Below are 25114 nucleotides of genomic sequence, written 5' to 3'. Positions count from 1 at the left end.
GTTGTATTCGCGATCATTAGGCTTTGTTTTTAAGTGCATTCCATTTCTTCATCAATGCAGCTTCTTCCTCGTCAAATGTTGTTTGACCAGTTGCTAAGCGCTCCATACGTGCGTTTGATGATGCTTCACATGCTTTAACAATGTGAGGGGAGAACTCTTGAGCTACATTGCCTTGAGCAGAACGGTATGCAGCACGTACACGGTCTTCGTATTTTACTTCTTCAGACATATCGGTTTCCTGTATCAACAATCTGTAAATTACAATAATTGTAACCCCAAACAAGGGGGCGATTCTTGCTAAATTGCGTATAAACAATCTTATTGGTATATACCGATTAACAAAATCAAATAAGATTAAAATTCCAAAAAAATCAAATATCGTATATTAAGTATATAATTTAAGTATATACAGGAAAGTCGTTAAACATGAACGTATTCAAAACACTAAAACTATTTGCAGTTGCAATAATCTCAGTGTCTATGTCGTGCGCTGTTTTAGCTAATAGTTCTTTAAATAACCTGAATACAAACAGCTTAAAATCTGCTGTTGCGCTTTCTCCTACTGCTGAAAACAAACGTAAAGTTGAGCGTTTACTTAACACTAAAACACCGTACCAGATTGAAACTGGTGCGGTACTTAAAAAAGTGAAGTATTCAAAACACTTTAATATGAACGTTCAGATGTCTAGCAAAACTGCAGATAAATACTCTTCTGATGAAACTGACTCTTTAAACCGCTTTGTGAATGAAAAGATTCATCCGTTTTATTGCTCTGTATTCGCCAATGCTCCAGTTAAACCAGATCTGTATGTAGACATCGTGGACAATCAGGGTAAATCATTCTTTGGAAGTGCTGAGCGTTATTCAGATACTTGCCAATAGTTTTAAGGGCTAAATATTACATAGATCTGTTAACGCCGTTTTAGGCAAAAACAAATAGACCGCTTAATTGCGGTCTATTTGTTTTTATACTGACACCTAAAACCTTATGGAAAGGTCTTAGGTAGCACCGCTGTATAGCCTACGATCTTGCGTATTTTGATCTGCATATCAAGATGCAACGGCTGTACTGTCAAACGATTGAAGTAAGACTTAATCTCGCGCATCCACGCATGGAAACGATCATCGCAATGACGCATAAGCTTCTTAAGGTGATTGCGGTCAGCTTCTTGTAAGAAACTGAGTTCGCTGTCGATTGACCAAAGATCAATATCCTGATCATTTATACATAACAAGTACTGCGTATCAACGACCAATGAAGATACCAACTTGCCTTGGTCTTGCTTGTAGATCAGCTCAAAATCAACTAGTGCATCTAAAGCGCCGTTGATATTTTCGATTTGAATGTCACGGCGTAAACGTACTGGTAGCTCCAGCAGTACAGTATTCTTATTTGACTGGTAATAATCAGCACGGACTTGGCTATCCCATGCAATATTTTCAAACATAAAATTTTGAAAAGAGGTGAGAGAATCTTCTTGTAGACCAACAACTTTTGTTTTAGATAAGATTTTAAAGTTCATATAATTTCTCCAAATGGTGAGCATTGAGCCCATACATTCATTATATTTCACTGTACCTTTTCAAAACTTTTTTCAAAAAATATAGATTGTTTTAATGCTGTCCACGTTTACATTACATAGACAATGGCAAGAAATCTAATTAAACTGACCTTGAATAAGAAATGCGTTCAAGTGATTTGTGTTTTTTTATTCACCTTTCAATTTTAAAGAGCCAGGCGTTTTGCGTCTGGTTCTTTGCTTTCTGGTATATACCAAGCACATTTTTTTAATGTGCATTGACCAATCTCAATAATAAAGTTTCAGTTTTAAAGCTTATTTATCGCTACGATTAAGCTAGTTGCTAGATGGGCTTTAAGATATGAATGCATCAAGTACAATAGCTTTAATGGCGGTATCTATTGGTTTTCCAGTGGTATTAAACTTTGACTTTGCTTTTACTTATTTAATTGTTTTTGCCTTATTCCTCTGCACGATCGCTTTAATGTTTATGATAGTTTTTATTGTTCATAACGGTACTGTGACGGAAAAGATTAGCGCAATAATTAAAAGGATGTTCTTTTTTGCTGGTTATTGCGCTTGTGTATTAGGTGCGGTTTTGTTTACAAGATGCCTAGTCTAGTACGTTAATATTTAATGCATATTTGCTAAATAAGTAATACCCAATCATACAGATCGCTAAAGTAACTACCGTCACTTTACGCGTTGAGTTCACAACTTCAGCACTATCTTTCTTGCTATTAAAAATACCAACTTTGACTAACTTAAACACTGAGTCAAAAAGGGTGATGGCAAACCACGTTCCTAAAAAGTAAATCGCCATGGTCAAATATTCCTGTTTGTGCAACACATACTTATATAAATAGACCAGTGTAGTGACCACAATTAATGAAAATGAAGCGCCATAGTGCAAGGTTTTGACGGCATTGCGATGTTGTTTTTCATTGTTGATGTTAATCGCTGCGTTGATAAAACAAAAAATTGCCAATTGTCCAATGATGACGACAATCCCCATTGCAAATAATTGGATGTTAAGACCATAAGCCTCTTCCACTAAAATTACGGCGCTTGCAAACGCAAGGAACATTAAATATATGAGATATGGCATGATTCTCTTGGTATGAAGCGATGATATTGGATGATTCTAGGCTAAGGTTCAAAAAAAAAGAAGTATGCTGGTCGCAACATACTTCCGATCTGATCAGGCTTCTACGTTCTGATTGATATAGTTTTTGTAGGCTAATTTCACTTCACTTAAAAGGGCTTCTTTCAAAACACCTTTGTCTTTTATCGTTGGATTGTGCAAACCAAGTGACGCACGGCGCTGTTTAGTGGTGTTTTTATTGGCATCTGTTACCCAAACTGAGTCGATATAATCATCAACTAAAGCATGCAATTCGTTTGGTTTTACTGCATTATCTAAATTGGAAAGTATAGCCTTATTGTTTACGATCGCTAAACTTTCATCATATTCTCGATAGCTTGTACGTAAAGTATTCTTAAAATGAAGCAATTGATCTTCAATTTTTAATTTACCGCCATCAAGCTCGATGTCGATTACAAATGTCGTGATTTTAGATGATAGACCTAAAACACCAACTGATTTAACGCGAACAATAGTATCCATAACAACTCCAAGGTTTTGAGCAATTAGCTCAGGTAAAACGGTTAAACTTTTGTGAGATCTGCTTCAATATCTATCAGCAATTCTTTTACTGCTTTCATGTGTGGCAATAAAGTATAGGTGTTTATTTCGCTATTAAATGCACCAGCTTCAAGTTGTACACCAGCAATAAACGGCTCATTGATTAAGTTGTTGCCAATGAGATGACTTAAGCAAGCCTGTACCAGTTCGTTATTTTCTTCAGACTTAACCAGTAGGGGATACAAAACCACGAGTATTGGTAAATCACAAAACTCCATGTTGTTTGCATCAAGTAGCTGTTTAAGTGCATCCTTAATATCTTCGTTGAGAACCAACAGTTCTAAACCTTTTTTCATGTCTTTATAGGCGTTATCAATGGCCACTTCGGAAAAGTAAAACCAATCGCGCTGGTCATCGAGCATGAAGCTATCTAATGCAGCGATTTTCTGTAAGATCTGCAATTGTTCAGGGTTGAACGTGCGAATCGCTGTTCCATTGATTTTATGCTGTAACAACAGCTTTAACGCCTTTTGCGCTTGATCGTTTAACTGCTGTACTTCTTGATTGAAGAAACTGCATAACTGATTCGACAGATCTACAAAGATAGAATTGTCATAGCAATCAGGTACCACGTTTTGAGTGGATAGCAACATAAAGCCATTTTCTGACAGCTCAGGATTCATATAGATACAAAGATTATGATCTTCGGTCAGCTCTGCAAAACCTTTTAAAGTGGTATATGCAATTTCATGATTAGGCAATTCAATGCCAGCATGGATATTAATGTGAAAGCTTGGGCTTTGGTCGCCGTGGTCTTGATCTGCAGTACTGATCATAGATAACAGGGTTTCCAAAAGCGCCGTATTCTTACGAATAGGCGCCATAGCTTCATTAATTAAGATAAAGCTACTATTCATTAAAGTGCCTCCAAGAATAGTGAGCCCACAATATCAGTATTGAGTGGGTTAATTTCAATGAATTCGACTAGCTCCAGCGCTTTATCAAGTGTGAGTTCCTTAGCGCGGAAATCAAAAAGTGTATCCACGCCAACGCCATCAATCACACCATATGAAGACATCAACTCTTCCAATTCAGGGATATTTTGATAATTTTCTTCAGCCAAGTTTTCCAAGGTCAAAAGGGCATTATCTACATGTGATTTGAACATGTGAGCAAGGAAGAAAGCTAAACGGTGCTCATGAGGTGCTCGAATGAAGAAATACTCACTATGCTCGTCATCGTTAGAATCCTGGCGTGACGCTTTAACCAAGAACAAAGGTAAATTGTCAGTACTGCCGTAAACTTCGTTAAAATCGATCGGGCAAAAATTAGGGTTTAAATTCATGAGCTTTCTCCAAGTTTTAAGCTATTTGCTTGATTTGGTTTCATTATATTAAGAATATGAACGGATAAAGTTTTTTTAAAAAATACTTATTTAAGCATCCAGAAAGAATTAATAATGACGAGCGCCATTGCAGCGCTAAAAATTCAAAACCTTTTTTAATCAATTAAAAAAACATCGTTTACGTTTTTAAGCGCAACTTTAAGAGATTTCTCTCTTAAAGGCTTGGTTTATTCAAAAGTGTTGGTGTATAAGTCGGTCTTAATAAGATTAAACACATACTCGCATTCAACAACGAGATTTGCATATTCATCATCAAAACATTGTTCATCTTCAAGCATAATTTCAAGATTTAAAGGCTCAATCACTGAATAAGGGTTTTTGACGCCAGTTTCTTTGTAATTTGAAATAATGACCTGAATAGCTCCAGATGCGAAGTCACCCTCAAGCGTATGGCTAAAGTAGAAACGGTTTCTTGTATCGCTGTGAGTGCTGTCGATAGGTTCTAAAGCTGTACCAAACTTGTAGGTAGTCAGCAACTCTATAACGTCTTGAGCAAATGTCGAGTTTAAAGGGGCATCACTTTTTAGGTTGAATGCAATGTCTTTAAACTGCTTCAAGATTTCTTGCTCTTTAGACTCGTTAAAGTTTTTGAAATATTCGTCAAACTTATGCTCACCATGATTCGACAAAAGTTTATGGTGGTAGTTGTATTCGTCTACCACAGTCAACAGGTCAAGTTTTTGCAATAATTCAAACTCGTCTTTTGTAATTTCTTTAAAACCTAAAACGTAAAAAGAATCACCGCTGATTTCCCAAGAGTCATAGCGAGTTTTAAAATCATGTTCTTCTAATAAGGTTTCAATGTCTTCAAGTTCTTCACTCTCATAGCTTGAATACTTAAACAGGGTGTAATTAACCAATGCCATTAAAGCTGGCACTTCTGAAATTTTCTTAGAGGCATATAAGCCGATATTAAAATCACAAATACGGATACCAATTGGTAGTGCTGATGTTTCGTTAATCGCAAGATTCATCATGAGATACTTGTGCATATTAATTTACCTAACAGGTTGAATGTATTTTTAGATTAATGGATTTAAAGTGGGAATAACTTATGCTTAAAAATTAGAATAGCCATGGAATAAGTCGAATATTTTAATCAATTAAAAGTACCGTATGCGGTTGTAAACAAAACGCACTGGTGTATATTTGATATATCCAAATTTTCGAGATTAGTTATGGAAGTTGAAAACCTAAGTAAAGACCAGTTAGAAGACCTAATTAAAAAGGCACAAAACCAAATTGTTGTAGTAGAGAATAAGAAACTTGATGACGGTTATCTCAAAATGTTTGAGATCGCAAAAGAATTAGGCTTAACTATTCTTGAATTAAATGAGCACGGCGAAAATCGTAAATTAAATAAAAAGCCAGTGGTTAAAGCAGATCCTAAATATCGCAACCCGAATAACCACAAAGAAGTGTGGGCCGGTCGTGGTAAACGTCCATCCTGGTTAAATCGTGAGATTGAATCTGGTAAAACATTAGAAAGTTTTCTTATCGTATAAATATTAAAAGGGCTTAAATGATTTAAGCCCTTTTTTTAAATGCCATTGTCAGTGTTGTTTAGAGCAGGTGCGCGATTACTTAACAAAGTTCAGCTTTGATGTGTTCTAACACATCATCTTCAACACCCTCATTAGAAAATGCTTCAATGAATTCATTCAGGTTTTCATTGCTTAATGGCAAACTTCCGTATTGATCTACTGCAATCATTTGTGAGTTATGCACCAGATATTCAATACTGCAGTCAACAGAACAAAAGGTTTCTTGAATTACATCATTCACCTGATGGCCAGACTTTTTATCGTTAGTATCAATATCACTATTACAGTGAGGGCAAGTAAATAATCCCATTACGCAACTCCTTTCTCAATTAAGCTAATTACACCGTGTTCTAATTGATCATCAAACCAGTGCCAGATAATGAAGCGGTCTGTACCTTTGCCCCATAGATGAAAGTCTTCTTCGATTTCATCATCATTGTTTATCGGGGTGTTGCCAAACTCTTCCCATAATGTTTTATGGGTTTTGCCTTGCAAGCTTAATACGCCATTTTCAGAATTTGCTTCAAACCAATCTAGGATCTGATAGCGATATGTACCTTTATTCCAGATATGGAATTCGCATGGTAAGGAATTAGATTCATCAAATTGAATCTGCTGTAATTCACTCCATAACTGGTCTATTGATTTAGCCATGCTTTATAACTCCTTGCTTAATAATTCAATTTTAATAAATAAAAGCGCTCAAAAACTTTTCTTAAAAAACATATAAAATCTGCTAATAATTCCTTTTGGAAAAATACTATCTAAGCAAAACTATTGTTATTATCGAGTGAGCTTATTAAGAGGTTTAAGCATGAATCTAGATAAATACGTTAAAACAGATATAGACGATGGCAATGGTCACATTTGGCTTAAATTTACGAATGATTCAGGTAATGATACTTTTGCTTGTAGTCAATGTGGCTATTTGAGACGGGTAGATAGTAATAATCGCCCACTAAACAAAAAGTGTGTTGGTAAAGTGAAAATCACGCTGCGTTAAAATTGAGATTTACAAAAACAAAATAAGAGCCAACATAGGGCTCTTTCTTATTTCATGGGGCTTTTACTGGCTTTACGGAATCAGTGTTGGAATCCAATATTTTTTAGACTACCCAACCATTGCGTAATTAATAACTTATTCCTTAGAGCCCTTTTTCTTTAGGCACACCGCCAACAATCTGAAATGGTATCCAATGGTTAACCCATTTTTCTTTGGTACCACGTTTGCCCAACCAGTAAAAGTTCCAGTGAGGAACCCGTGGATGTGGTTTTTTGGTACCTTTGTAGTTGCCAGACTTTAGATCTTCATCGCGCTTTAGGATCGCTTCATTGATCTTTTTATTTGTTTCGGTACCAACAATAGTCGGCTTGTACTTATTGGCCTCAAATAAACGCAATTCACGCTTAATCAGCTCTAATTTAGGCCTGGCTTGTGTTGTTTCTGGTGTTAATGGTCTGAGATCTGGTTCTTTTTGGCTGAACCATAGAATCAAATTGATTAGCTTCTTCTGCAGTTCCATGAACGTGTTAATTTCTTGTTCATCTGGCAAGTTCTTTTCATCAAAAAACGTATCAATGAAATCGGTCATGCAGTCCTCAACAGTTGATTCAAAATCATCATCATCAGGGAAGTGCATGGTAATGGTTTTTGCTAAGCCAGTATCGGTATATACCGTGGTAAATAGCACCTTGCGATCGTTCAACGTGTTTTTCGCAAAAATAACACCGACCACTTGTTCATTTTGCACGTAGAGATTGGCATTGTCGGTTTGAACGTAGATCGCAATATCAGGTAGGTTTAATAGGAAACCGGGGATACTGCGGTTGTACTCGGTCTTTACAAGCATTTGAATGACTTGATCTTCAAACCGATAAATATTTTTGGTTAGGCTCCATGAGCCAAGAGTAATGATTTCACCAATGTTGCAAGGTAGCTGATTGATAAATGAGAGTGGAATTTCTTGGCCAGTGGCTTGAACACCCATAATGGTACTGGTGCGTTTCATTCGTTCACGCCAGATAGGATCTCGACAATCTAGTGCAGCATATGTCCATTCATCACCACTGATTAGGCATTCGTGCGGATCTTTACTGTTTTGTCGTGCGATCGCATAAGCTTCTACACATTTCATTAAGCCATTGAGGTTAAACTTCACATGTTCTAATCGCGCTGTGATGACTTTAAGTGGTATTCCTATCTTTGGATCTAAATCTTTATTTCTCATGTTGAGCAACCAGGATCTATATCAGATCAATATCTGAAAAAATTTCGTTTAAAAAAGGACTTTAAAAGTCCTTTCGATTAGGCGTGAGCACTATTATTACAAGGCGGTGTAAACAAAGTACCATCTAAGCGGATCATTCCAAAGCCGTAGGTTTTATCACGACCAATACCATTGAGCCATGCTGTTTTAAATAGCTCTAAATCACCAACAGTCGCACTAAATGAAATATCTATGGTCTGGACTGGAATATTCAAAATGCTGAGCTGTGGTCCACATTGTTGCTCAATTATAGTGACATCCAATAGACCTTTGCTACTAAGAGCGTTTTTGGTGAATTCGGCTGCTTCATCTCCAGTTAGATTTTTACGCTTCTTACCTGAATTGCCTTTGGGTTTTTCGCCGTGGACCGAAATGTATTCTTCAATTTCTTGGCGGTTAAAGCTACATTCACGGTTAAGAGGAACCATGATTTTTCCAGTGATTTGCTGACCGTGCGAAATTTCAATGTATTCTTTGGCCATTGGGATTTTGACGTCCGATACGCACGTTCTTAAATAGATGTGCTTGCCATCTGTAAAAAATATGACTTTTGCGGAACAGAATGTCTCGACCTTATTTCGTTTAAACATTTCTCTAAAAATGTACTTGAACAAGTTCTTTTCATTTTCAGGATGTGTAAGGGCAAAACAATTGGCTGTTAGTTTTATGTTATTCAGACTCATTTCGATATCCAGTTTTCTATAAACAGCATTATTAAGAACCATTGCCTTTAAATAGCGCCTTATTGACAATAAGGGTATTATTCAGCATTTATAAACGCTAAAAGTAACTTCTATGTGCATTTAACAAAAGTGGCTTATAATATACTTAAAACCCTCAAAATTGATATAGGAACACCAGTTTTGTGTGGAAGTAAAGCGTAACACTCATATTATGAAAACCAACCACAATTTATTAAACCTACACTTTAATGATACTTATTTTTTGTGTTGTAATTTTTTTTTAAAAAAATATATGCTTTGCTGATTATTTTAAACTATTGACTGTATTTTAAGCTGTGCGTAAACTTTAAACGTTGTTTTGTACAATCCACACCTAGTTTGATCCTGTTTGGACGACTGAAAAATGAACATAAAGAATAGAACTACGTTGCAGTTTTATGAAGAACTGCAGTTGGTGTATGACCGTTTCAATGAAAGGCTATTCAAAAATGAATTACCAGATTGTTTGATTACGCTTCAACGTATCAACAAAAATACCGGTTATTGGTCTGAGAATAGATTTGCTTCGACAGAAGATGATACGGCGTATACGCACGAACTGGCCCTTAACCCTGATTACTTTGGCACCCAACCATTGCTTAACATTTTTAAATGCTATGCACATGAGATGTGTCATATGAAACAAAGCATTTTTGGTGAGCCATCTAAACGCTCATATCACAATGCTGAGTTTGCGGCATTTATGCTTGAGATCGGTTTGATTATGACTGATGACGGCACAAAAGAAGGTCGCACGACAGGCGAGAAGATGACCGAAATCGTTGCACCTGATGGCTTGTTTATTCAAGTGTGCAATGAGCTTGTCGATGAAGGGCGTATCATCAAATGGTATGACAAGTACGCACCCAAAACGATTTCAAGTCTTGAAATGATTCAAGAGCAAGTGCAGTTGTTGGAGTCCATTCCGACTGCTTCTCCAAAGCTATTTCATATTGCCTTACTTGGCAATGAAATCAATTCAGCTTTGAAATCACCTAAAAAAGAGAAGCCAGTTGCCGAACCGGCAAAAGCACCAGATTCCCTCACTGGATATGCCATCCCAACAAGTGATGAAGAAGAGGAACCGACTCCCACTACAATGAATCCCTTTGATGTAGCGATCGGACTAATCGACATATCAAATACCGGTGCAAACCTTGGCGGTTATTATCCAACGGCTTTTGATGAAGATCCGTTAGATGATGACGACAAACCAATACCAGAACCTAAGGTTGTTAAACTTTATAAGGGTGAACAACCAAACGGCGATGATAACGAGCTTATTGTACTCAAAGAAACTATGATCGGTGGAACACTCTATCAAGAGCTTGGTTTAGCCAATTTTGAAGAGCCTGAGCCTGAGCCTAAGAAACAGACTAGGGCATCTTTTGCGTGTCCTGAGTGTGGCCGTGGTGCAACGTGTAGTCCTACTTTTAGATTATCGTGTACTGAATGTGAAGTTGAACTGGTACCATCAAAATCCATTGATAAAAGCCAGGTGAAGAAAAACAAAAAGGCTGCTAAAGCTGACCAAGGGGATGCAGAATGAAAACGATTGAAGAGCTTGGAATTCTGTTTTCTTCACACAAATACCGTTTTTATAACGAAAAAGACTTACAACTCGCGATTGAGCAAATGTTTATTGCCAATGAGATTCCGTATGAACGTGAGGTTCGTCTATCAAATAAAGACATCATTGATTTTACTGTTGAGCTTGATGTCGGCAAGGTGGGTGTTGAATTAAAAATAGATGGTGCACGTAACGCATTATTGCGTCAGATCAATCGCTATTTAAGCCATGACAGCATAAAAGCGCTCTATGTGGTTGGTACACCGTATTGGGTGAATAACATTCCAATCCAACTGAACAATAAATTTATTTACCGCCATCGTATTTTAGTGGGGGTCTTCTAATGTCTAAATCTTACGGCACCATTTCTCGTCAAGAAAAAAACTGGCACATTGAATGTGAACCACATGTTAAAACACGACTTAAGCGTGTATTCCCACAAGTCAGCCAACATGCATCAAAATTTATTGAGTTAAGCGATACGCCGTCTAATTGTCACGACCTACTTTGGTTTATTGAACGTTATCCAATGCATGTTGATGATCTTAAATACATGAAAGCGCAATCTAAGGCTTATGTGTCGCTAAAAGAAGATATTTTGGATGTGATGGACTATAAACGTCCGATCAAAACATTTGATCTTGCCGTGCCTCCATATGAGTATCAAAGAGCAGCTGCAGATCTACTACTTAATGTTAAAGGTTTGCTCTTGGGGGATGATTTGGGCCTTGGCAAAACAGCGAGTGGAATATGTCCGATGATTCTACCTGAATCGCTCCCGGCGCTTTTTGTGACAATGACACATCTTCCAATGCAAATTAAGAATGAAATTGAACGCTTTGCTCCGCACCTAAAATGTCACATCCTAAAGAAAGCATCGCCTTATCCATTGCACAAAGAGGGTGAAGCAGCACCCGATGTCATTATCACCAGTTATTCAAAGTTGAACGGTTGGGCTGAATATCTTGCCGGAAAGATTAAGTACGTAGTGTTTGACGAGATCCAAGAGTTACGGACTGGCTATACATCGCAAAAGTATTCCGCTGCTAAACTCATTAGTGACCAAGCTGAATTACGCCTCGGTCTATCAGCTACACCGATTTATAACTACGGTGATGAATTCTACAACATCATTGAAATATTGCGTCCAGATAGCTTAGGTACCGCTACCGAATTCGCTCGTGAGTGGTGTTCACACGAAAAACGTATTAATGATCCTAAAGCGTTCGGGATGTTTTTACGTGATGAAGGTCTAATGTTGCGCCGTACTCGAGCAGATGTAAATCGAGAGTTACCGCCAGTACAAATCATCCCTCAATATGTCGAAAGCGATCCTAAAGTACTGGATCAAATTAAGGGCAAGGCAATGGAACTGGCAAAAGTAATTTTAAGCTCTACTCAAGAATTCCAAGGGCAAAAGCTTCGTGCGACAGAAGAATTCAATATTATGATGCGCCAAGCAACAGGTATCGCCAAAGCGCCGTATGTCGCTGAGTTCGTGCGTATGCTTGTTGAGTCTGGTGAATCAGTCATGCTTTATGGTTGGCATCGAGATGTGTACAACATTTGGCTAGAACGCTTGGCTGAATTCAATCCTGTTATGTATACAGGTACGGAAGGACCTGCAGCTAAGGAACGATCTAAACAAGCATTCTTGAATGATGAAAGTAAAGTCTTCATTAGTTCATTACGTTCATCTGCCGGGCTTGATGGCTTGCAGTACCACTCAAAATGCAAAACATTTGTGTTTGGTGAGTTGGATTGGTCGCCTGGTGTTCATGATCAATGTATTGGTCGCTTAGACCGTGACGGTCAAATCAAACAGATCTCGGCATATTACTTGTTGGCTGATTCGGGTTCAGATCCAATTATTTCTGATGTCTTAGGCATCAAAAAAGGCCAGTTGGAAGGAGTTAAAAACCCGAATGGCGAATTATTTGAACATTTAATTACGGACGGTGGCGGTATCAAGCGCTTAGCCGAACACATACTGAATAAGAAGGTAGCTTAAGAGAAACTTTATGACTGAACTTTACCTAGCTTGTTTTAGAGATTCTGCTACAAAACTTCGGTATGACCAGGCCCTTTCGTTAAAAGATCGCTATATTCTTCTTCCTTTTGATATAGCCGATGCACATAAACTACCATGGTGCTATTTATGAATATTGAAATGCTTTTGTGTATGTCCAACTTAAATTGACCAACAAATTAGGTTCTTTATCCAAAGCGAATAGATCTGAATAAACATTAAAGTTTTTACCCAAAAATGCATTGTGTAAGAAGTGAATAAGGTCTAGATCCACGTAGTTAACCGTAGACACAATCTTTAAGTATTCAGACAAAGCTTTAAACATCGGTGTTAGCTCTGCGATGGCACGGCTATACCGCTGTTCTGATTTATGCTCTCTATATTTTTCAAAGCCATTTTTCAAAATCCTTTTGAGCTCTGCATCATCAAATGGAATATTTGAATAAAACTCACCAGTACTAAGATCTCCAAAATTAGACATAAAGTTATCAATCACGGGTAATTTACGTTCTAGAGATAAGCGCTGCGTTGATCTGATTAATTTAATGAATGAATAGAAAAACGGTAAGAAGCGTCTGTAGTAATCATAAATGACCTCTGCAAGCTTACGATCGCGAACATCAGCATTGATGGGTACACATTTAGGATATTGCGTAACAAAATTGGGTTTCTGCAGATAAATGGTTAGGTCCTTAAACACCTCAGCACCATTTAGGCGATTAGATTTAAGAAATGACCAATCTACCAAGTCATAATCTACTGCACGAATCTCTCTTAGATTTAATTCATCAAACTTAAAGTTGAGTAGGCGTAGGTAATCTACAAAATTAGCCAAGTACCATGGCTGAGTTTTATCGATGTTGTATTCAGGATGACTATCAATGTCCAAGTGATTTAATAAATTGGTCCACGACTGGTCAATTCCAGCCAAATTAACTTGTTTGTCTATTCGATCAGGGGTAAGCATAGTAATCCCAATTGTATATACTAATTCGTAAGAAATTAGATACATTGTATCAATAATTCCTAGAATAAATATTCTTTTAAATTTTTTATCAATTCTAATTCGCCACACAACAAAAATGCTTATTTACTGAGCTAAAAACTTATATCCAATTAATTAAAACCCTATATAATTATTTTAATACTCTAATTCGAGTGAGTTGTTATGATTAGTGATCCAATCGAAATCGCAAAATTAAAACAAAGCATCTTAGATTTAAGAAACAATATTTTTCCTCCACAAAACCTTTTAACGGTTGATGGATTACCAATTTATTATGGTGAGAAAAAGTTTGTTGATGAATATCTTGCACAATGGATGGACTTTTATCAAAAAGCATTAGAACTTTCTAATCCTTTTGGTGATCCTATTGATTTGTCCGAAATAAATGAAATTCATTTGCCTGTGCATTTTAATTTGCCCGTGTTTGCTCGTAATGTCACTCGCATGATTTTAAATAAAACACTGGCCAAGGAATCTATTACTTTTCGTTCAAGTGCAGATCTGTTTGAGAAGTGCGGATACTTCAATCGTGAATATACGGATTTAATTTATGAGTACTTTGATCGTGATGAAGATAACGTATTGGTCGGGCATCGACCGTATAACGATATTCGTGCGTACTTGTTTTATGCCGGCGATGAAGAGCGTCATCGCACGAGATTTTATAACTCTGGCCTGGTGCTCGGTTATCCCGAAGGTTGGAATAGCATTGAGATCTTAGATAATCGTAACAACACCCGAAAACAGCGTAGTGATGCTTATACAAACCCTTTAGCGAAAAATAACACATGGTTCATCTACAAGAAGCTGTAATTAGCCAAAGCGCCGTGCGAGATCGCAATAGAGCCTTGGATCTATTGAAGTGGATTGCGATTGTGACCATGGTTATTGACCACGCATCAATATTATTTCCTCAATATAATCTGTTGTTGAGGACGATTGGCCGTTGGGCTTTTCCTATTTTTTGTATCATGCTTGCATTCAATTTGAACCAAGCTATTTCTAAAAAGAAAACCCATACATTAAAAAACTATTTTAAAAATTTGGCGTTGTTTTGTGTGCTATCAGAAGTACCGTATCAACTATTCAACCAAGAGCCATTTACAACTCTGAACGTCATGCCTACGTTGCTTTTAGGATTTTTGCTTGTTGTATTAGGGGAATCTAAACATAAATATGCAACGCTGCAGTTTGTCTCTCTGTTAGTCGTGATCACATTGCTATCTAATTTTATTATGTATAGCGTGTGGGGCGTTTTATTAATTGTATTCCTGTATTTATTCTTTAAAACAACCAACGTTCATTCTAAGAAATACTTTTTAATGATCAGCGTCTTGCTCACTTCATTGGCCAACATTTTCAACTGGTTGATTGGTGGCTACTATACGGATATGACTACATATTCTTTGGCATTCTCATTTGCTGTCAGTAGCGCCATTGCAACGTGTATTGGTGCACAATTCCTACTGAAAGGACAGCACATGAATATACCTTTTGAATTACCGCCAGTGGGGAAGTGGGCGTACTGGTTCTATCCAGTACATCTCGTCATCATTTGGATTCTTTTTAAATTTGCATAATAAATTTAGGCATAAAAAAAGCACCAAAGTATTTATGACTAAGGTGCTTTTTTATTGCTTAATCAGCGTTATTCGCTAGATCCAGCATCTAAACCGAATGAGCTAATTTCTTGCTGTCTTTCTTGCTCAGCTGCTTGTTCTGGTGATGCTTGTGGAGTAGGTGCACCAGATTGGTTATTTTGTTGATCATATTGATTCAGCAATTGCTTTAATGCTTCAGGATCTTGAGCAATTTGATTCGCAATTTCTAATGTTGGGTCCTGTTGTTTTTTACCAGCAGCATAACCAAAAATAGCCAAACCAATGAAAGCAGCAAAGAAAGTGGCAAGTACGATCAGTACAAATTTACCAATAATGCTACCTTTGAAGCGTTCAAACCAAGTTTCATCTTCATAGTGGTAAGGTTGGTTAATGTTTTGGCAACCATAGCTAAATGCATCCATCCACGCATTACGAACCAATTGTTTAATTTGTTCTGTTTGCGGTAAATGACCTTTTTTAGCCACGTTTACTTTGATTTTTGGCTCTGCTAATACAAAACGTTTTTCTTCACCATTACCTAGTGTATTAACGAGCTCTACGGTACCAGAACAAGTGAAATAACGACCAACATCATTGTTTTCTAAAGTATCAAAACCACTGATTTGTATTGTTAACTCTTTAAGATCGGCATTCGGGATTTTTATATTTTTAGGTTGACGATTCAAATCTTCAGAATCCGTATCAACTGAGATTGTTAAAAGGTCATTGTTACTAAAAATTGAAACAAGAGGGTCGTGAGATAGAATGTCTTTTTGCTTCTTAATTAAACTCACAATGTATCACCAGTTAAAATAGAAATTAAAAGTATTATATTTTAAAAAAGGGTTTTAGTGATAGTTTATTTTATGTTTAACGTAAAAAAGCCACTTTTAAGAAAGTGGCTTTTAGGTTTAAGGGAGGTAGTTATTATTTATAAAATATTCCTTTTTAATTCTCTTAATCTCCATGCCTTTGTCTAAAAGCAATTTAAACTCATTAAAATCATCACGCATAAGCTTATGAACCTTTAATGATTTTTGACTCTTAGCTTTGATAGCACTGTTGTATTGTACTGCAGCAACCAGATCGTAATGCTTATTTAGATCCAAACCATAAAGTGATGTTAATTTTTCAGAAATATAATCAAATATAACGGTCAAACAGATGACCTTATTGTTAGTGTTAGTCAGTATCTCTTCTGGAAATTCATTATTTCCCGAAGCTGCACTGGCTAAACGTGCCCATTCTGTCATGGGTAGGGAACCATCTTCACCAATCACGTTGATTAAGTTGTTTAAAAAGATAAAGCGGTGATTAAAAAACTTCACTTTGCTTTTTTGCAAAATTCTAAATGTATAAACGTTTGCCCAATACACAACATAGTTTTTAATCTTTAGACCATTGATTGAGTCTTGCGTTAATAAATCTTCATTGGTGATGCCATGATATTGAGTTGCTTCTTCAGTGACTTGTTTTTTTGGCTTCCAGTAGCTCTCTTCAGCATTATAAAGATACTGAGCCTGTTCTATTGATGATGTGCGGCACTTTTTAATACGCGTCAAAATAGACGACTTAATAATGTCAGGCACATCAACTGGATTCTTGACTTTGGCGGTAAATTCCAGTGTGAGGAAACATAATGGTGCTGGCATAGCTTGGCCTTTCTAATATCCCTTAATTTATAACTTAAAACGTTCTATTTTCTGAATTGATATTCGCGAAATAAGGAACTAATTGCTTTTCTCGGTCATGAATGTATGCAGTTGATGACATATCCAATACCGCACCTGGTACATAAGTTAGGTTTAGATTGATATTTTCACCGTTACCATCGATCAAGACGCCATTAAACCGCGCTTTGTCTGGATCTCCTTTTACAAATAGCTGTTGGCCAACATAACCGGACAAGCTATTGATATAGAGGTTTTTCATTTTTTCCGAAGATTGCAAAGCATTTATATAGAGAAGATCCATAATTTTTTCTTCTCCATTTTGATTTCTAATTTTTACTGTTTTTGGACCAACAACATCCACAATTGTAGCAATCCATAAGTCATGATGTTCAACTTCCCAACCATTGTAGCGACTTTCAATCCAATCGGGGCTTAAGAGTCTTGGCTTAAAGGGGTAGGAGTAGATTTTGAATATTAAGATCGAAACCACAATTATGATTGGCAAGCCAAAACATATTTTTATTTTATGTTTCTTAAAAGCACTGTTAAACATAACCGTATATACCAAAAAATTTAAAATCATTTTAACTTAAAATAATAAGTTTGTATTGGTTAAAACCATTGATATATCAATTATTCATCACTGTTATAGGTATAACCATCATCACTACTGCGATCTTTACCTACTAATAATTCTTCAATACGCTTAGCTTCAGCTATTGTTCTGAGTGCATTTTCCTTTTTTTCTTGTCGTTCTGTATTTTCACGAATCGCTTCAAGAATCTCAGGAGATAAGGCCTTTTCAGGTTGTTGTTCTTGGGCTTCAGGCTCGGAAGCACTTGCTTCTTCAGCCTTTATAGGTTGGTCTTTTTTCTTAGGATCTACCAAGTCATAAAACACAAGTTCTTTTGATTCACTCGTTGCGGATTCGTCTAAAAACTTCTTTTCTTGACCTTTTAATGGATCTTGTTCATTTGGAGTATTAGAGTTATTACAGGCACTTAAAAGGGTGGAAATTAAAATAACCGTTGCGAAGTTAAAAAGGGTTTTAGACACGTTGAAAATCCTTTAATATAATAACGTATTCTACATAATAAAAGTCCGTAGGTAAAAGTATGTCTTCAGATAAAAATAGTTCTGATAGTGCTACACAAAAGGTAAATATTACCAATGAGGTTTTAGATGAAGCTGCCATTAAACAGGCAATTGAAGCTAATCAACCCCGTAAATCAGGTATTTTAAAGCGAGTCTTTTTTGATTTCGGGCGTAAAAGCCACTGGAGTTCAGCTAGAAAAGGGTTTTTACCGCATTTATCTAATATTAGATCAATGCTGTCGCCAACATGCCCCGAATGCGGTAAATCGATTTTAATGCATGACAACAGGATTCCACGTTCTTATAAAGGCAACGTGAATTGGGTATGTGCACACCCTTTATGTGAATATGAAATTGTCGCACCTAACAATTTTAAACAACTGAAAAAACTCATTGCTAATACTCACTACCCAAGAGGGCAAGAACGTTTAGCTTCAATGAGTAATGATGAAATAGACAAGCTTATTAAAAACCATCAGTTTTCTTCTTATTTGTATTTAGCATTATCTATGTTTACAGGCTTGTACGTAGTTTATATGTTCTTTAAAGCGCTATATCCAATGCTTGTTGTACCAGGTGTATTATTGGTGTTTTATCTATACATGGTTAGCATCAATTCAGCTTATCGTGCATGGCAAGTCCGTACTGGTCTTTTATTCTTACCGAATTCGCCATTCTTGGCATGGTTCCGCTATGCGCCAAAAAAATATAGCTTATCGTGGTATGACGGCAAAAACCCATTGCCAGTTGAAACACTGAATAAGTTAGCTGACCGTAAACAGCACCTAATCGACAATTTCAACAACAACGATAAAGGTGCTGATTAATATGCTGTTAAAACCAACGCTATTTGCGACTCTATTAGGATCAAGCGTTGCTTATGCTCAATTGCCTCAAAGTTCTGAGGCTCTAGGTTCATATGCAAACCATGTCAATTCTAATGGATCAAGTACACCATATCGACCATTTCAGGTCATGACCAACACTCAGCAAGAAACGGCGCCAGCAAAGCAAAGAGGCTTTACGAGTCGTTACTTGGGCGTGAAGTACACACCGAAAAAAACTGAAGAAACTTCGACTAGCACTGAGCGCACGGCAGTTGCACAAAATGGACCACAACCTAGTGGCCAGCAAGCACCAGCACCACAACAACAACCCGTTCGCCAGAATATCCGTCCTGTTACTTATACCTATCCAACTACGCAATACAATCAAGCGAGTGCATCTTACGATCAAACCGTACCGGGTAGAGTCGCTACTTTGAGTTGTGTTATTCATGCTGCGCGGTCAGAAGGTGTTCCGCTGTATGTTTTATTGGGTATACATAGCAAAGAGCGTGGTACCAATGGACAAACAGTGCAAAACAAAAACCTTTCATTGGATATGGGGCAATTCCAAATCAATACCATACACTTTAAACGTGGCGGTATGTTTGAAAGTTATAACAGCCATTATGTGCGTACTGATGGATGTCTGAATGCGCGACTTGCAGCCAAGATCTTGCGAAATCGATTAGCCACAAAACCGTCAACCGATTTTTGGGTTAGAGCAGCTGCTTACCATTCATGGACGCCATCTTTTAATGCGATATATCGCAATGGCACGGCGAAACAACCTGGTTTAGTTGCGTATGCACTTCAATGGAAAAACTGGCTTGAGAGAAAGGGGATAAATCCTAACTAATCAGCTAAATATATTTTTTAAGAAAAAAATTCCAGTTATGTAATGCGATATAATTTACCTATTCTTTACCCACTAAGGATTCAAAATGAACCTTAATACAACTTTAAAAAGTTTAGCTTTAACCTTATCCATGTCTGTTGTTGCTACTGCAGCTCAAGCCGATTTTGTTGGCAAAGTTGTACGTATTTCTGACGGCGACACTATCACCGTTTTAAACAACAACAATGAGCAGATCCGTGTTCGCTTCAACCAGATTGATGCACCAGAAAAGAGTCAAGCTTTTGGTCAGAAATCGCGTCAGAACATCAGTTTCTTGCATGAAACGATTGTGTATGTGCAAGAAAATAGTAAGGACCGCTACGGTCGTACTCTTGGTACCATTTTTCAGATGCGTACAAACCAAGTGCCTAACTTAAACATCGTGAATAGTGTTAACTATAAGCAAGTTAAAGATGGCTATGCATGGGCTTATCGTGAATATCTCAAAGATAAAATTATTTTGAGTGCTGAAAGCAACGCACGTTCTCAACGCCTTGGTTTATGGGCTGATCCAAACCCTGTTTATCCAAGCCAGTACCGTCACAATAAGTAATATTGATGAACGGTGAATTAAATACCGCTAAAGCCGTAGCGGTATTAAATAAATATGTACTGCAACAACAATGTGGTAATCGTATGGAACTGCAGTTTTTCAGTGAAGAACTGCAAGCTCAGATTGAAGCTCTCAGCTTGGCTTCTGTACGAAATGAGTTGGTTACTCAGTTGGCAAATTTGGGAAAATGTCTTTGTGATGAAAAGTTGGTGAATTGTTCAGCCAACGCAAATTACTCAGAAGTGGCAATAGATTTCCTTGAAATGCACTTAGAGTCGCTGGAAGGGCGACAGTTCAAAGAAGGTTTTATATGACATCTATTGTCATATCCACGGAATCCAATTAATCACCAAAACAGAACAAGCCACTAAGCTATTTAGTGGTTTTTTAATGGGTTAAATTAAATATTTTCATCATTCTTATAGATATAAAATAAATAAATAGTTGATAATAGGTTATTAATTTAAACCTATAATTGTGATTTTTATGCCTTTACTCGATTGGGTTAATCGTAACCAAGCCGAAGAAACAGCAAGCCAAGTTCCATTCCATCTTTTAAAATTCCAGAAATCATTTGGTGATACCGATACAGCCAAAGAAAACCTTATTATTCAGGGTGATAATCTACAAATCTTAAAATCTTTACTACCTTTATATGGCGGTAAGGTTAAATGTGTTTTTATTGATCCACCGTATAACAGTCAATCAGCTTTTGAGCACTATGATGATAAATTAGAACACGCTCAATGGCTTACAATGATGTATCCACGTTTGCAATTACTAAAGGAGCTTTTAACTGAAGATGGTTCTATTTGGATTACTCTTGATGATAACGAATCACATTATTTAAAGGTCATGTGTGACGAAATCTTTGGAAGAAAAAACTTTGTAGCAAACATCGTATGGCAAAAAAGATATTCGAGAGAAAACCGTGAAGCTATTGGAGATGCTCACGACCACTTGCTTGTATATGCTAAAAACTCAATGGAGTTTAAAAAAGTTCGTAATCTAGTTCCTATGAATGAAACGCAAGCAAAAGTATATAAAAACCCAAATAATGATCCTAAAGGCAGATGGCGTGGTATTCCTATGACAGCGCAAGCTGGACATGCTACACCAGAGCAATTTTATGAAATTGTGAGCCCATCAGGTAAATCTTTCAGACCTCCAGAGGGAAGGTGTTGGGGTGTTTCAAGAGCAACATATGATAGATTGTTAGAAGAAGGGCGAATATATTTTGGTAAAAATGGTGATTCACAACCTAATATTATTAGATACTTATCTGAAGTTAAAGGTGTAGTGCCTTGGACTTGGTGGAACCATGAAGATCATGGACATACCGATGAGGCAAAAAAAGAAAGTCAACTTTTGTATGGAAAAGATGAAACATTCTCTAGCCCAAAACCTGAAAGATTGATGGAAAAAATACTCTATATTGCGACAAATAAAGGGGATATGGTTCTTGATTCATTTTTAGGTTCAGCGACTACCGCCGCTGTAGCTCACAAAATGGAAAGACACTACATTGGTATCGAAATGGGTGATCATGCTCAAACTCACGTTATCCCGCGTTTAGAAAAAGTCATTGAAGGTGAGCAAGGTGGCATATCTAAATCCGTGGAGTGGCAAGGTGGTGGAGGTTTTAGTTTTTATAAACTAGGCAACGCCGTTTTTGATGATCAGGGATTTTTAAATTCTGATGTTAAGTTTATGGACCTAGCTAGTTATATTTGGTGGCTCGAAACTAAATCAGCATTCAATAGTGCTGTAAGCCTTGAGAGTCCATTCTTAGGTGTTCATGACGGCGTATCTTATTTCTTACTATATAACGGCATTTTAGGTGATAGACGGCCTAATAGTGGGAATGTACTCACACATTCTATATTAAACTTCCTCAATGATTGCCATACCAGTGAAGGTAAGCGTGTGATTATTGGTGAAGCATCACGACTAGGTAAAACCAAATTAGATGAATTAAATATTGAGTTTAAACAGATTCCATATTCGTTATATGGCAATTAATACGTAAGGTTCCTCATGACTTTTCAATTAAAAAACTATCAAAGCCAGTCTTTACAATCTTTAGAGAACTACCTAACTTTAGCTGCCTCATTAGGTGCTGAAAAAGCTTTTAATAAGTGTGTCGGTGAAGACATTAAATATAATGATCGCTTAGATGGAATTCCTAGTGTATGTCTACGCGTACCAACTGGAGGGGGTAAAACCGTACTTGCTTCACATAGTATTGCGATTGCTGCGCGTAACTACGTAAATACAGATTCTCCAATTGTACTATGGCTTGTACCAACAGATATGATTCGCCAACAAACACTTTTGGCGTTATCTGATGCTACACATCCATATAGAAAAGCATTACAAGGGTATTACGGCGATCGCATCAAAGTATGTGACATTGAAAGTCTACAAACTTTGAACAAGCATGATGTGAATCAATCATGCATTGTGATTGTGACAACGATTCAAGCGTTCAATATCGACAAGGAAAAGACTTATCAACGCAATGCTTATGCATTTGATGAATCATTAAGTGAACATTTTACGAGCCTTACTGACTTCCAAACTGAAGGCATGGATCGAGTATCAGAAGATACTTTGAAATATCAAACATTTCTAACGCAACGTGATATAGGCCGTGTAAAGCATTCCTTGGTTAACTTTTTTCATTTACATAGACCGATCATCATTGTCGATGAAGCTCATAAGAACCGGGGTGGTAAAACGTTTTTTACTACATTAAAAACGTTGAATCCAAGTTGTTTGATTGAGCTTACAGCTACTCCAAAAGACAATAATGTGCTTTATTCAGTATCGGCAGCAGAATTAAAATCAGAAGAGATGATTAAACTTCCTGTAGTTCTGACTGAACATACTGGTAGTTGGCAAGATTGTATTCGCGATGCGCTAATACAACGCCAGAAACTAGAAGTACTGGCACAAAATGAAAGGGAATATATCCGACCAATATTGCTAATACAAGCTCAGGATAAAAATGGTGATGCTAATGTAAATGTTGTTAAAGAACATTTATTAAGTGAATATGAAAATATTACTAACGACTGGATTGCTATTTCTACTGGTGGTACCAAAGAGCTTGAAGATGAAAATCTATTTAGCCCTAAAAGCAAAGTCAAGATTGTAATCACTGTAGAGGCATTAAAGGAAGGTTGGGATTGTTCTTTTGCATACGTGTTAGCAAGTTTGCAAAACATAAATTCTGCAACTGATGTTGAGCAATTATTAGGCCGTGTTTTACGGATGCCATACGCTAAACTGCGTCAAAATGACGAGTTAAATAAAGCGTATGCTCATGTCATTTCGAGTTCTATTGCACAAGCTACGATGTTACTTAAAGATCGCATGATTCAAAATATGGGGTTTGAGAAGTGGGAGGCTGATGCAACAATTGTCGCTAAACCTCAGTACAATCTTGGGCTTGGAGGCGATGGTACAGCAACGAAACAAAAGATCCCTGAAACTATGATCTCTGTCCCGTTTGAAGTAAAGCCAGAAACCCTATCCGAAGAACTTAAGCAAGCAATTCAGACAAGAGAAAATAGCCAAGGTACCTCTTTGATTATCAATAAAGGTACGACTAATGAAACTTTTGATAAGATTGAAAAGGCCGTAATTGATCAGACTCCGCCTAAACAACTTGAAAAGGTTCAGGAAGTCTTTAATGAAGCTCGTGCTGAACGCCAGGCATATCAAGCACCTGAAAACTGGAATGCTTCTTTCGCATCAATTCCACAACTAGGTTTGTTCGTGGATGGTATGTGGCAAATTGCAGATAAGGAAACAATAGAAGACTCTATAGAATGGAATCTATTAGATTTCCCTATACAACTTGAAGGTTTTTCTATCAAAGAAACCGTCAATAGTTTTGAGATTGATCTTAATATAGATGAACAAAAACTCAATTATGCGTTACTTCAGAATCAACAAGCTCAATTTTCTAATATGCCGACTCTGGTTACTGAAACCGATCTTATTAATTGGCTTGATCGCAAAGTAAGTAGACAAGGGGTAACGCAAGTTCAGCTAAGAGCATATTTAACAAAACTGTTAAGTTATTTGCTTCACGTAAAAAACTTTACTCTTACACAATTACATCGTGCTCAGTTCCAACTATCCCTAGCCATCACAAAAGAATTGGATCGGTTATTTGAGTTGGCGCGTCAACAGGCTTTCCAAGGCGATTTGTTTAGTCAATTCCAAGTGGCCAATCAGCCTCAACCTGAAAATACATTTAAGTTTGAACCAGGCAAGTATCCTGTAAAGAAACCTTATCGTGGTGGATGCAAGTTTGAAAAACACTTCTATGCTCAAATTGACGACCTAAGAGAAAAAACTGAAGGTGGTAGCCTTTCGGAAGAGTTTCGATGTGCTCAACTACTTGAATGGCACTCTCGAGTAAAATATTGGGTCCGAAATATACCGAAACAGCCACAAACATCATTTTGGTTGCCTACTGGTAAGGACTATTTTTATCCAGACTTTGTTGCTGAGTTGGATGATGGATCTATATTCGTTCTTGAGTATAAAGGTAGTCACTTAGATAGTGCCGATGATGCGAGAGTTAAAGATGCTATTGGTAGACAGTGGGCTAAAGATAGCCAGGGTAAGCGTATTTTTCTTATGGCGACAAAACTAGATAAAAACGGACGTAGTTTGGAAGATCAAATTAACCATGCTTTAGCAAAATAGATATATACCCACTAAAAAAGCCCCGATATTCGGGGCT

At 37.1% G+C, this 25114-nt stretch carries 31 protein-coding genes; 15 read left to right on the top strand and 16 right to left on the bottom strand.

From position 1 onward, the window contains the following. Positions 1 to 16: 16 nt before the first annotated feature. On the bottom strand, positions 17 to 229 hold the full coding sequence (locus FTV08_RS12680; protein WP_005006071.1) for a hypothetical protein: 213 nt from the start codon (positions 227 to 229) through the stop codon (positions 17 to 19). 197 nt (positions 230 to 426) lie between these two features. On the opposite strand from FTV08_RS12680, the gene FTV08_RS12675 reads away from it, so the two are divergent. Then, a complete protein-coding gene (locus FTV08_RS12675; RefSeq protein WP_005028529.1) occupies positions 427 to 882 on the top strand; it encodes a hypothetical protein in 456 nt (151 codons plus the stop codon). A gap of 104 nt (positions 883 to 986) precedes the next feature. Here FTV08_RS12675 and FTV08_RS12670 read toward each other — a convergent pair whose 3' ends face one another. Further along, on the bottom strand, positions 987 to 1523 hold the full coding sequence (locus tag FTV08_RS12670; protein ID WP_038350032.1) for a hypothetical protein: 537 nt from the start codon (positions 1521 to 1523) through the stop codon (positions 987 to 989). 358 nt (positions 1524 to 1881) lie between these two features. Here FTV08_RS12670 and FTV08_RS12665 point away from each other — a divergent pair, with 358 nt between their 5' ends. After that, entirely contained in the window at positions 1882 to 2142 is a 261-nt protein-coding gene (locus FTV08_RS12665; RefSeq protein WP_024160750.1) for a hypothetical protein, read from the top strand. Here the strand turns inward: FTV08_RS12665 and FTV08_RS12660 are convergent. From FTV08_RS12660 to FTV08_RS12640, 5 genes are all read right to left on the bottom strand, one after another. Next, positions 2134 to 2628 carry a hypothetical protein gene (locus FTV08_RS12660; RefSeq protein WP_024160749.1) on the bottom strand — a complete coding sequence of 165 codons (495 nt, stop codon included), beginning with the start codon at positions 2626 to 2628 and terminating at the stop codon, positions 2134 to 2136. The genes FTV08_RS12665 and FTV08_RS12660 overlap by 9 nt on opposite strands. A 93-nt stretch (positions 2629 to 2721) precedes the next feature. After that, on the bottom strand, positions 2722 to 3147 hold the full coding sequence (locus FTV08_RS12655; protein WP_038350033.1) for a hypothetical protein: 426 nt from the start codon (positions 3145 to 3147) through the stop codon (positions 2722 to 2724). A gap of 41 nt (positions 3148 to 3188) precedes the next feature. Continuing rightward, complete coding sequence (locus FTV08_RS12650) at positions 3189 to 4082, bottom strand: hypothetical protein (protein WP_038350034.1); 894 nt, start codon at positions 4080 to 4082, stop codon at positions 3189 to 3191. Continuing rightward, on the bottom strand, positions 4082 to 4510 hold the full coding sequence (locus tag FTV08_RS12645) for a hypothetical protein (RefSeq protein WP_024160746.1): 429 nt from the start codon (positions 4508 to 4510) through the stop codon (positions 4082 to 4084). Before FTV08_RS12645 ends, FTV08_RS12650 begins: the two co-directional genes overlap by 1 nt. Before the next feature lie 227 nt (positions 4511 to 4737). After that, the gene (locus tag FTV08_RS12640; protein ID WP_038350035.1) at positions 4738 to 5562 is read right to left on the bottom strand and encodes a hypothetical protein; all 825 of its coding nucleotides are present in this window, start codon (positions 5560 to 5562) and stop codon (positions 4738 to 4740) included. A gap of 186 nt (positions 5563 to 5748) precedes the next feature. Here FTV08_RS12640 and FTV08_RS12635 point away from each other — a divergent pair, with 186 nt between their 5' ends. Next, positions 5749 to 6075, top strand: coding sequence for an H-NS family nucleoid-associated regulatory protein (locus FTV08_RS12635; RefSeq protein WP_024160744.1), 327 nt, complete (start codon positions 5749 to 5751; stop codon positions 6073 to 6075). Between the two features lie 79 nt (positions 6076 to 6154). On the opposite strand, the gene FTV08_RS12630 is transcribed toward FTV08_RS12635, so the two are convergent. Then, positions 6155 to 6424, bottom strand: coding sequence for a hypothetical protein (locus FTV08_RS12630; RefSeq protein WP_038350036.1), 270 nt, complete (start codon positions 6422 to 6424; stop codon positions 6155 to 6157). Further along, positions 6424 to 6768, bottom strand: coding sequence for a hypothetical protein (locus FTV08_RS12625; protein WP_038350037.1), 345 nt, complete (start codon positions 6766 to 6768; stop codon positions 6424 to 6426). Before FTV08_RS12625 ends, FTV08_RS12630 begins: the two co-directional genes overlap by 1 nt. A gap of 160 nt (positions 6769 to 6928) precedes the next feature. Between FTV08_RS12625 and FTV08_RS12620 the strand changes: the two genes are divergently transcribed. Beyond that, positions 6929 to 7117, top strand: coding sequence for a hypothetical protein (locus FTV08_RS12620; RefSeq protein ID WP_024160741.1), 189 nt, complete (start codon positions 6929 to 6931; stop codon positions 7115 to 7117). 142 nt (positions 7118 to 7259) lie between these two features. Here FTV08_RS12620 and FTV08_RS12615 read toward each other — a convergent pair whose 3' ends face one another. Continuing rightward, a complete protein-coding gene (locus FTV08_RS12615) occupies positions 7260 to 8342 on the bottom strand; it encodes a hypothetical protein (RefSeq protein WP_098733232.1) in 1083 nt (360 codons plus the stop codon). Between the two features lie 77 nt (positions 8343 to 8419). After that, a complete protein-coding gene (locus FTV08_RS12610) occupies positions 8420 to 9064 on the bottom strand; it encodes a type I-E CRISPR-associated protein Cas6/Cse3/CasE (protein WP_227504916.1) in 645 nt (214 codons plus the stop codon). Positions 9065 to 9467: 403 nt separating this feature from the next. Between FTV08_RS12610 and FTV08_RS12605 the strand changes: the two genes are divergently transcribed. Genes FTV08_RS12605 through FTV08_RS12595 form a run of 3 tightly spaced genes read left to right on the top strand, consistent with a single transcriptional unit; the run spans position 9468 to position 12684 of the window. Next, entirely contained in the window at positions 9468 to 10652 is a 1185-nt protein-coding gene (locus tag FTV08_RS12605) for a SprT-like domain-containing protein (protein WP_134253125.1), read from the top strand. Further along, complete coding sequence (locus FTV08_RS12600) at positions 10649 to 11017, top strand: hypothetical protein (protein ID WP_005006108.1); 369 nt, start codon at positions 10649 to 10651, stop codon at positions 11015 to 11017. The genes FTV08_RS12605 and FTV08_RS12600 overlap by 4 nt, the downstream gene beginning before the upstream one ends. Beyond that, on the top strand, positions 11017 to 12684 hold the full coding sequence (locus FTV08_RS12595; protein WP_024160737.1) for a DEAD/DEAH box helicase: 1668 nt from the start codon (positions 11017 to 11019) through the stop codon (positions 12682 to 12684). Before FTV08_RS12600 ends, FTV08_RS12595 begins: the two co-directional genes overlap by 1 nt. A gap of 145 nt (positions 12685 to 12829) precedes the next feature. Here FTV08_RS12595 and FTV08_RS12590 read toward each other — a convergent pair whose 3' ends face one another. Next, complete coding sequence (locus tag FTV08_RS12590) at positions 12830 to 13669, bottom strand: hypothetical protein (protein WP_227553478.1); 840 nt, start codon at positions 13667 to 13669, stop codon at positions 12830 to 12832. A 201-nt stretch (positions 13670 to 13870) separates the two neighbouring features. Between FTV08_RS12590 and FTV08_RS12585 the strand changes: the two genes are divergently transcribed. Next, positions 13871 to 14521, top strand: a complete 651-nt coding sequence (locus FTV08_RS12585; RefSeq protein ID WP_024160879.1) for a hypothetical protein — start codon at positions 13871 to 13873, stop codon at positions 14519 to 14521. Next, positions 14497 to 15288 (top strand): TraX family protein, encoded by a 792-nt coding sequence (locus tag FTV08_RS12580; RefSeq protein WP_043041422.1) that lies wholly within the window; start codon positions 14497 to 14499, stop codon positions 15286 to 15288. Before FTV08_RS12585 ends, FTV08_RS12580 begins: the two co-directional genes overlap by 25 nt. A gap of 68 nt (positions 15289 to 15356) precedes the next feature. Here FTV08_RS12580 and FTV08_RS12575 read toward each other — a convergent pair whose 3' ends face one another. The 4 genes from FTV08_RS12575 to FTV08_RS12560 form a co-directional block, all read right to left on the bottom strand. Continuing rightward, positions 15357 to 16103, bottom strand: a complete 747-nt coding sequence (locus FTV08_RS12575; RefSeq protein ID WP_024160733.1) for a hypothetical protein — start codon at positions 16101 to 16103, stop codon at positions 15357 to 15359. 117 nt (positions 16104 to 16220) lie between these two features. Then, the gene (locus FTV08_RS12570; protein ID WP_044111932.1) at positions 16221 to 16961 is read right to left on the bottom strand and encodes a hypothetical protein; all 741 of its coding nucleotides are present in this window, start codon (positions 16959 to 16961) and stop codon (positions 16221 to 16223) included. A gap of 34 nt (positions 16962 to 16995) precedes the next feature. Beyond that, on the bottom strand, positions 16996 to 17535 hold the full coding sequence (locus FTV08_RS12565) for a hypothetical protein (RefSeq protein WP_024160732.1): 540 nt from the start codon (positions 17533 to 17535) through the stop codon (positions 16996 to 16998). Between the two features lie 80 nt (positions 17536 to 17615). Beyond that, positions 17616 to 18038 (bottom strand): hypothetical protein, encoded by a 423-nt coding sequence (locus FTV08_RS12560; protein ID WP_024160731.1) that lies wholly within the window; start codon positions 18036 to 18038, stop codon positions 17616 to 17618. A 59-nt stretch (positions 18039 to 18097) separates the two neighbouring features. Between FTV08_RS12560 and FTV08_RS12555 the strand changes: the two genes are divergently transcribed. The 6 genes from FTV08_RS12555 to FTV08_RS12530 all read left to right on the top strand — a co-directional run bounded on the left by FTV08_RS12555 (position 18098) and on the right by FTV08_RS12530 (position 25077). Then, complete coding sequence (locus tag FTV08_RS12555) at positions 18098 to 18904, top strand: hypothetical protein (RefSeq protein ID WP_024160730.1); 807 nt, start codon at positions 18098 to 18100, stop codon at positions 18902 to 18904. 61 nt (positions 18905 to 18965) lie between these two features. After that, positions 18966 to 19760 (top strand): transglycosylase SLT domain-containing protein, encoded by a 795-nt coding sequence (locus FTV08_RS12550; RefSeq protein ID WP_257221224.1) that lies wholly within the window; start codon positions 18966 to 18968, stop codon positions 19758 to 19760. An 85-nt stretch (positions 19761 to 19845) separates the two neighbouring features. Then, positions 19846 to 20352 (top strand): thermonuclease family protein, encoded by a 507-nt coding sequence (locus FTV08_RS12545; RefSeq protein WP_005006141.1) that lies wholly within the window; start codon positions 19846 to 19848, stop codon positions 20350 to 20352. Positions 20353 to 20357: 5 nt separating this feature from the next. Next, on the top strand, positions 20358 to 20666 hold the full coding sequence (locus tag FTV08_RS12540) for a hypothetical protein (protein ID WP_024160884.1): 309 nt from the start codon (positions 20358 to 20360) through the stop codon (positions 20664 to 20666). 172 nt (positions 20667 to 20838) lie between these two features. Continuing rightward, positions 20839 to 22374: a site-specific DNA-methyltransferase gene (locus tag FTV08_RS12535; protein ID WP_024160885.1), complete on the top strand. Its 1536-nt coding sequence runs from the start codon at positions 20839 to 20841 to the stop codon at positions 22372 to 22374. A gap of 15 nt (positions 22375 to 22389) precedes the next feature. Further along, positions 22390 to 25077, top strand: a complete 2688-nt coding sequence (locus tag FTV08_RS12530; protein ID WP_024160886.1) for a DEAD/DEAH box helicase — start codon at positions 22390 to 22392, stop codon at positions 25075 to 25077. The last annotated feature ends 37 nt before the right edge of the window (positions 25078 to 25114 follow it).

Source organism: Acinetobacter sp. YH12226 (genome assembly GCF_013417805.1).
Lineage (GTDB): Bacteria > Pseudomonadota > Gammaproteobacteria > Pseudomonadales > Moraxellaceae > Acinetobacter.
This window is presented reverse-complemented; position numbering and strand designations above follow the sequence as displayed.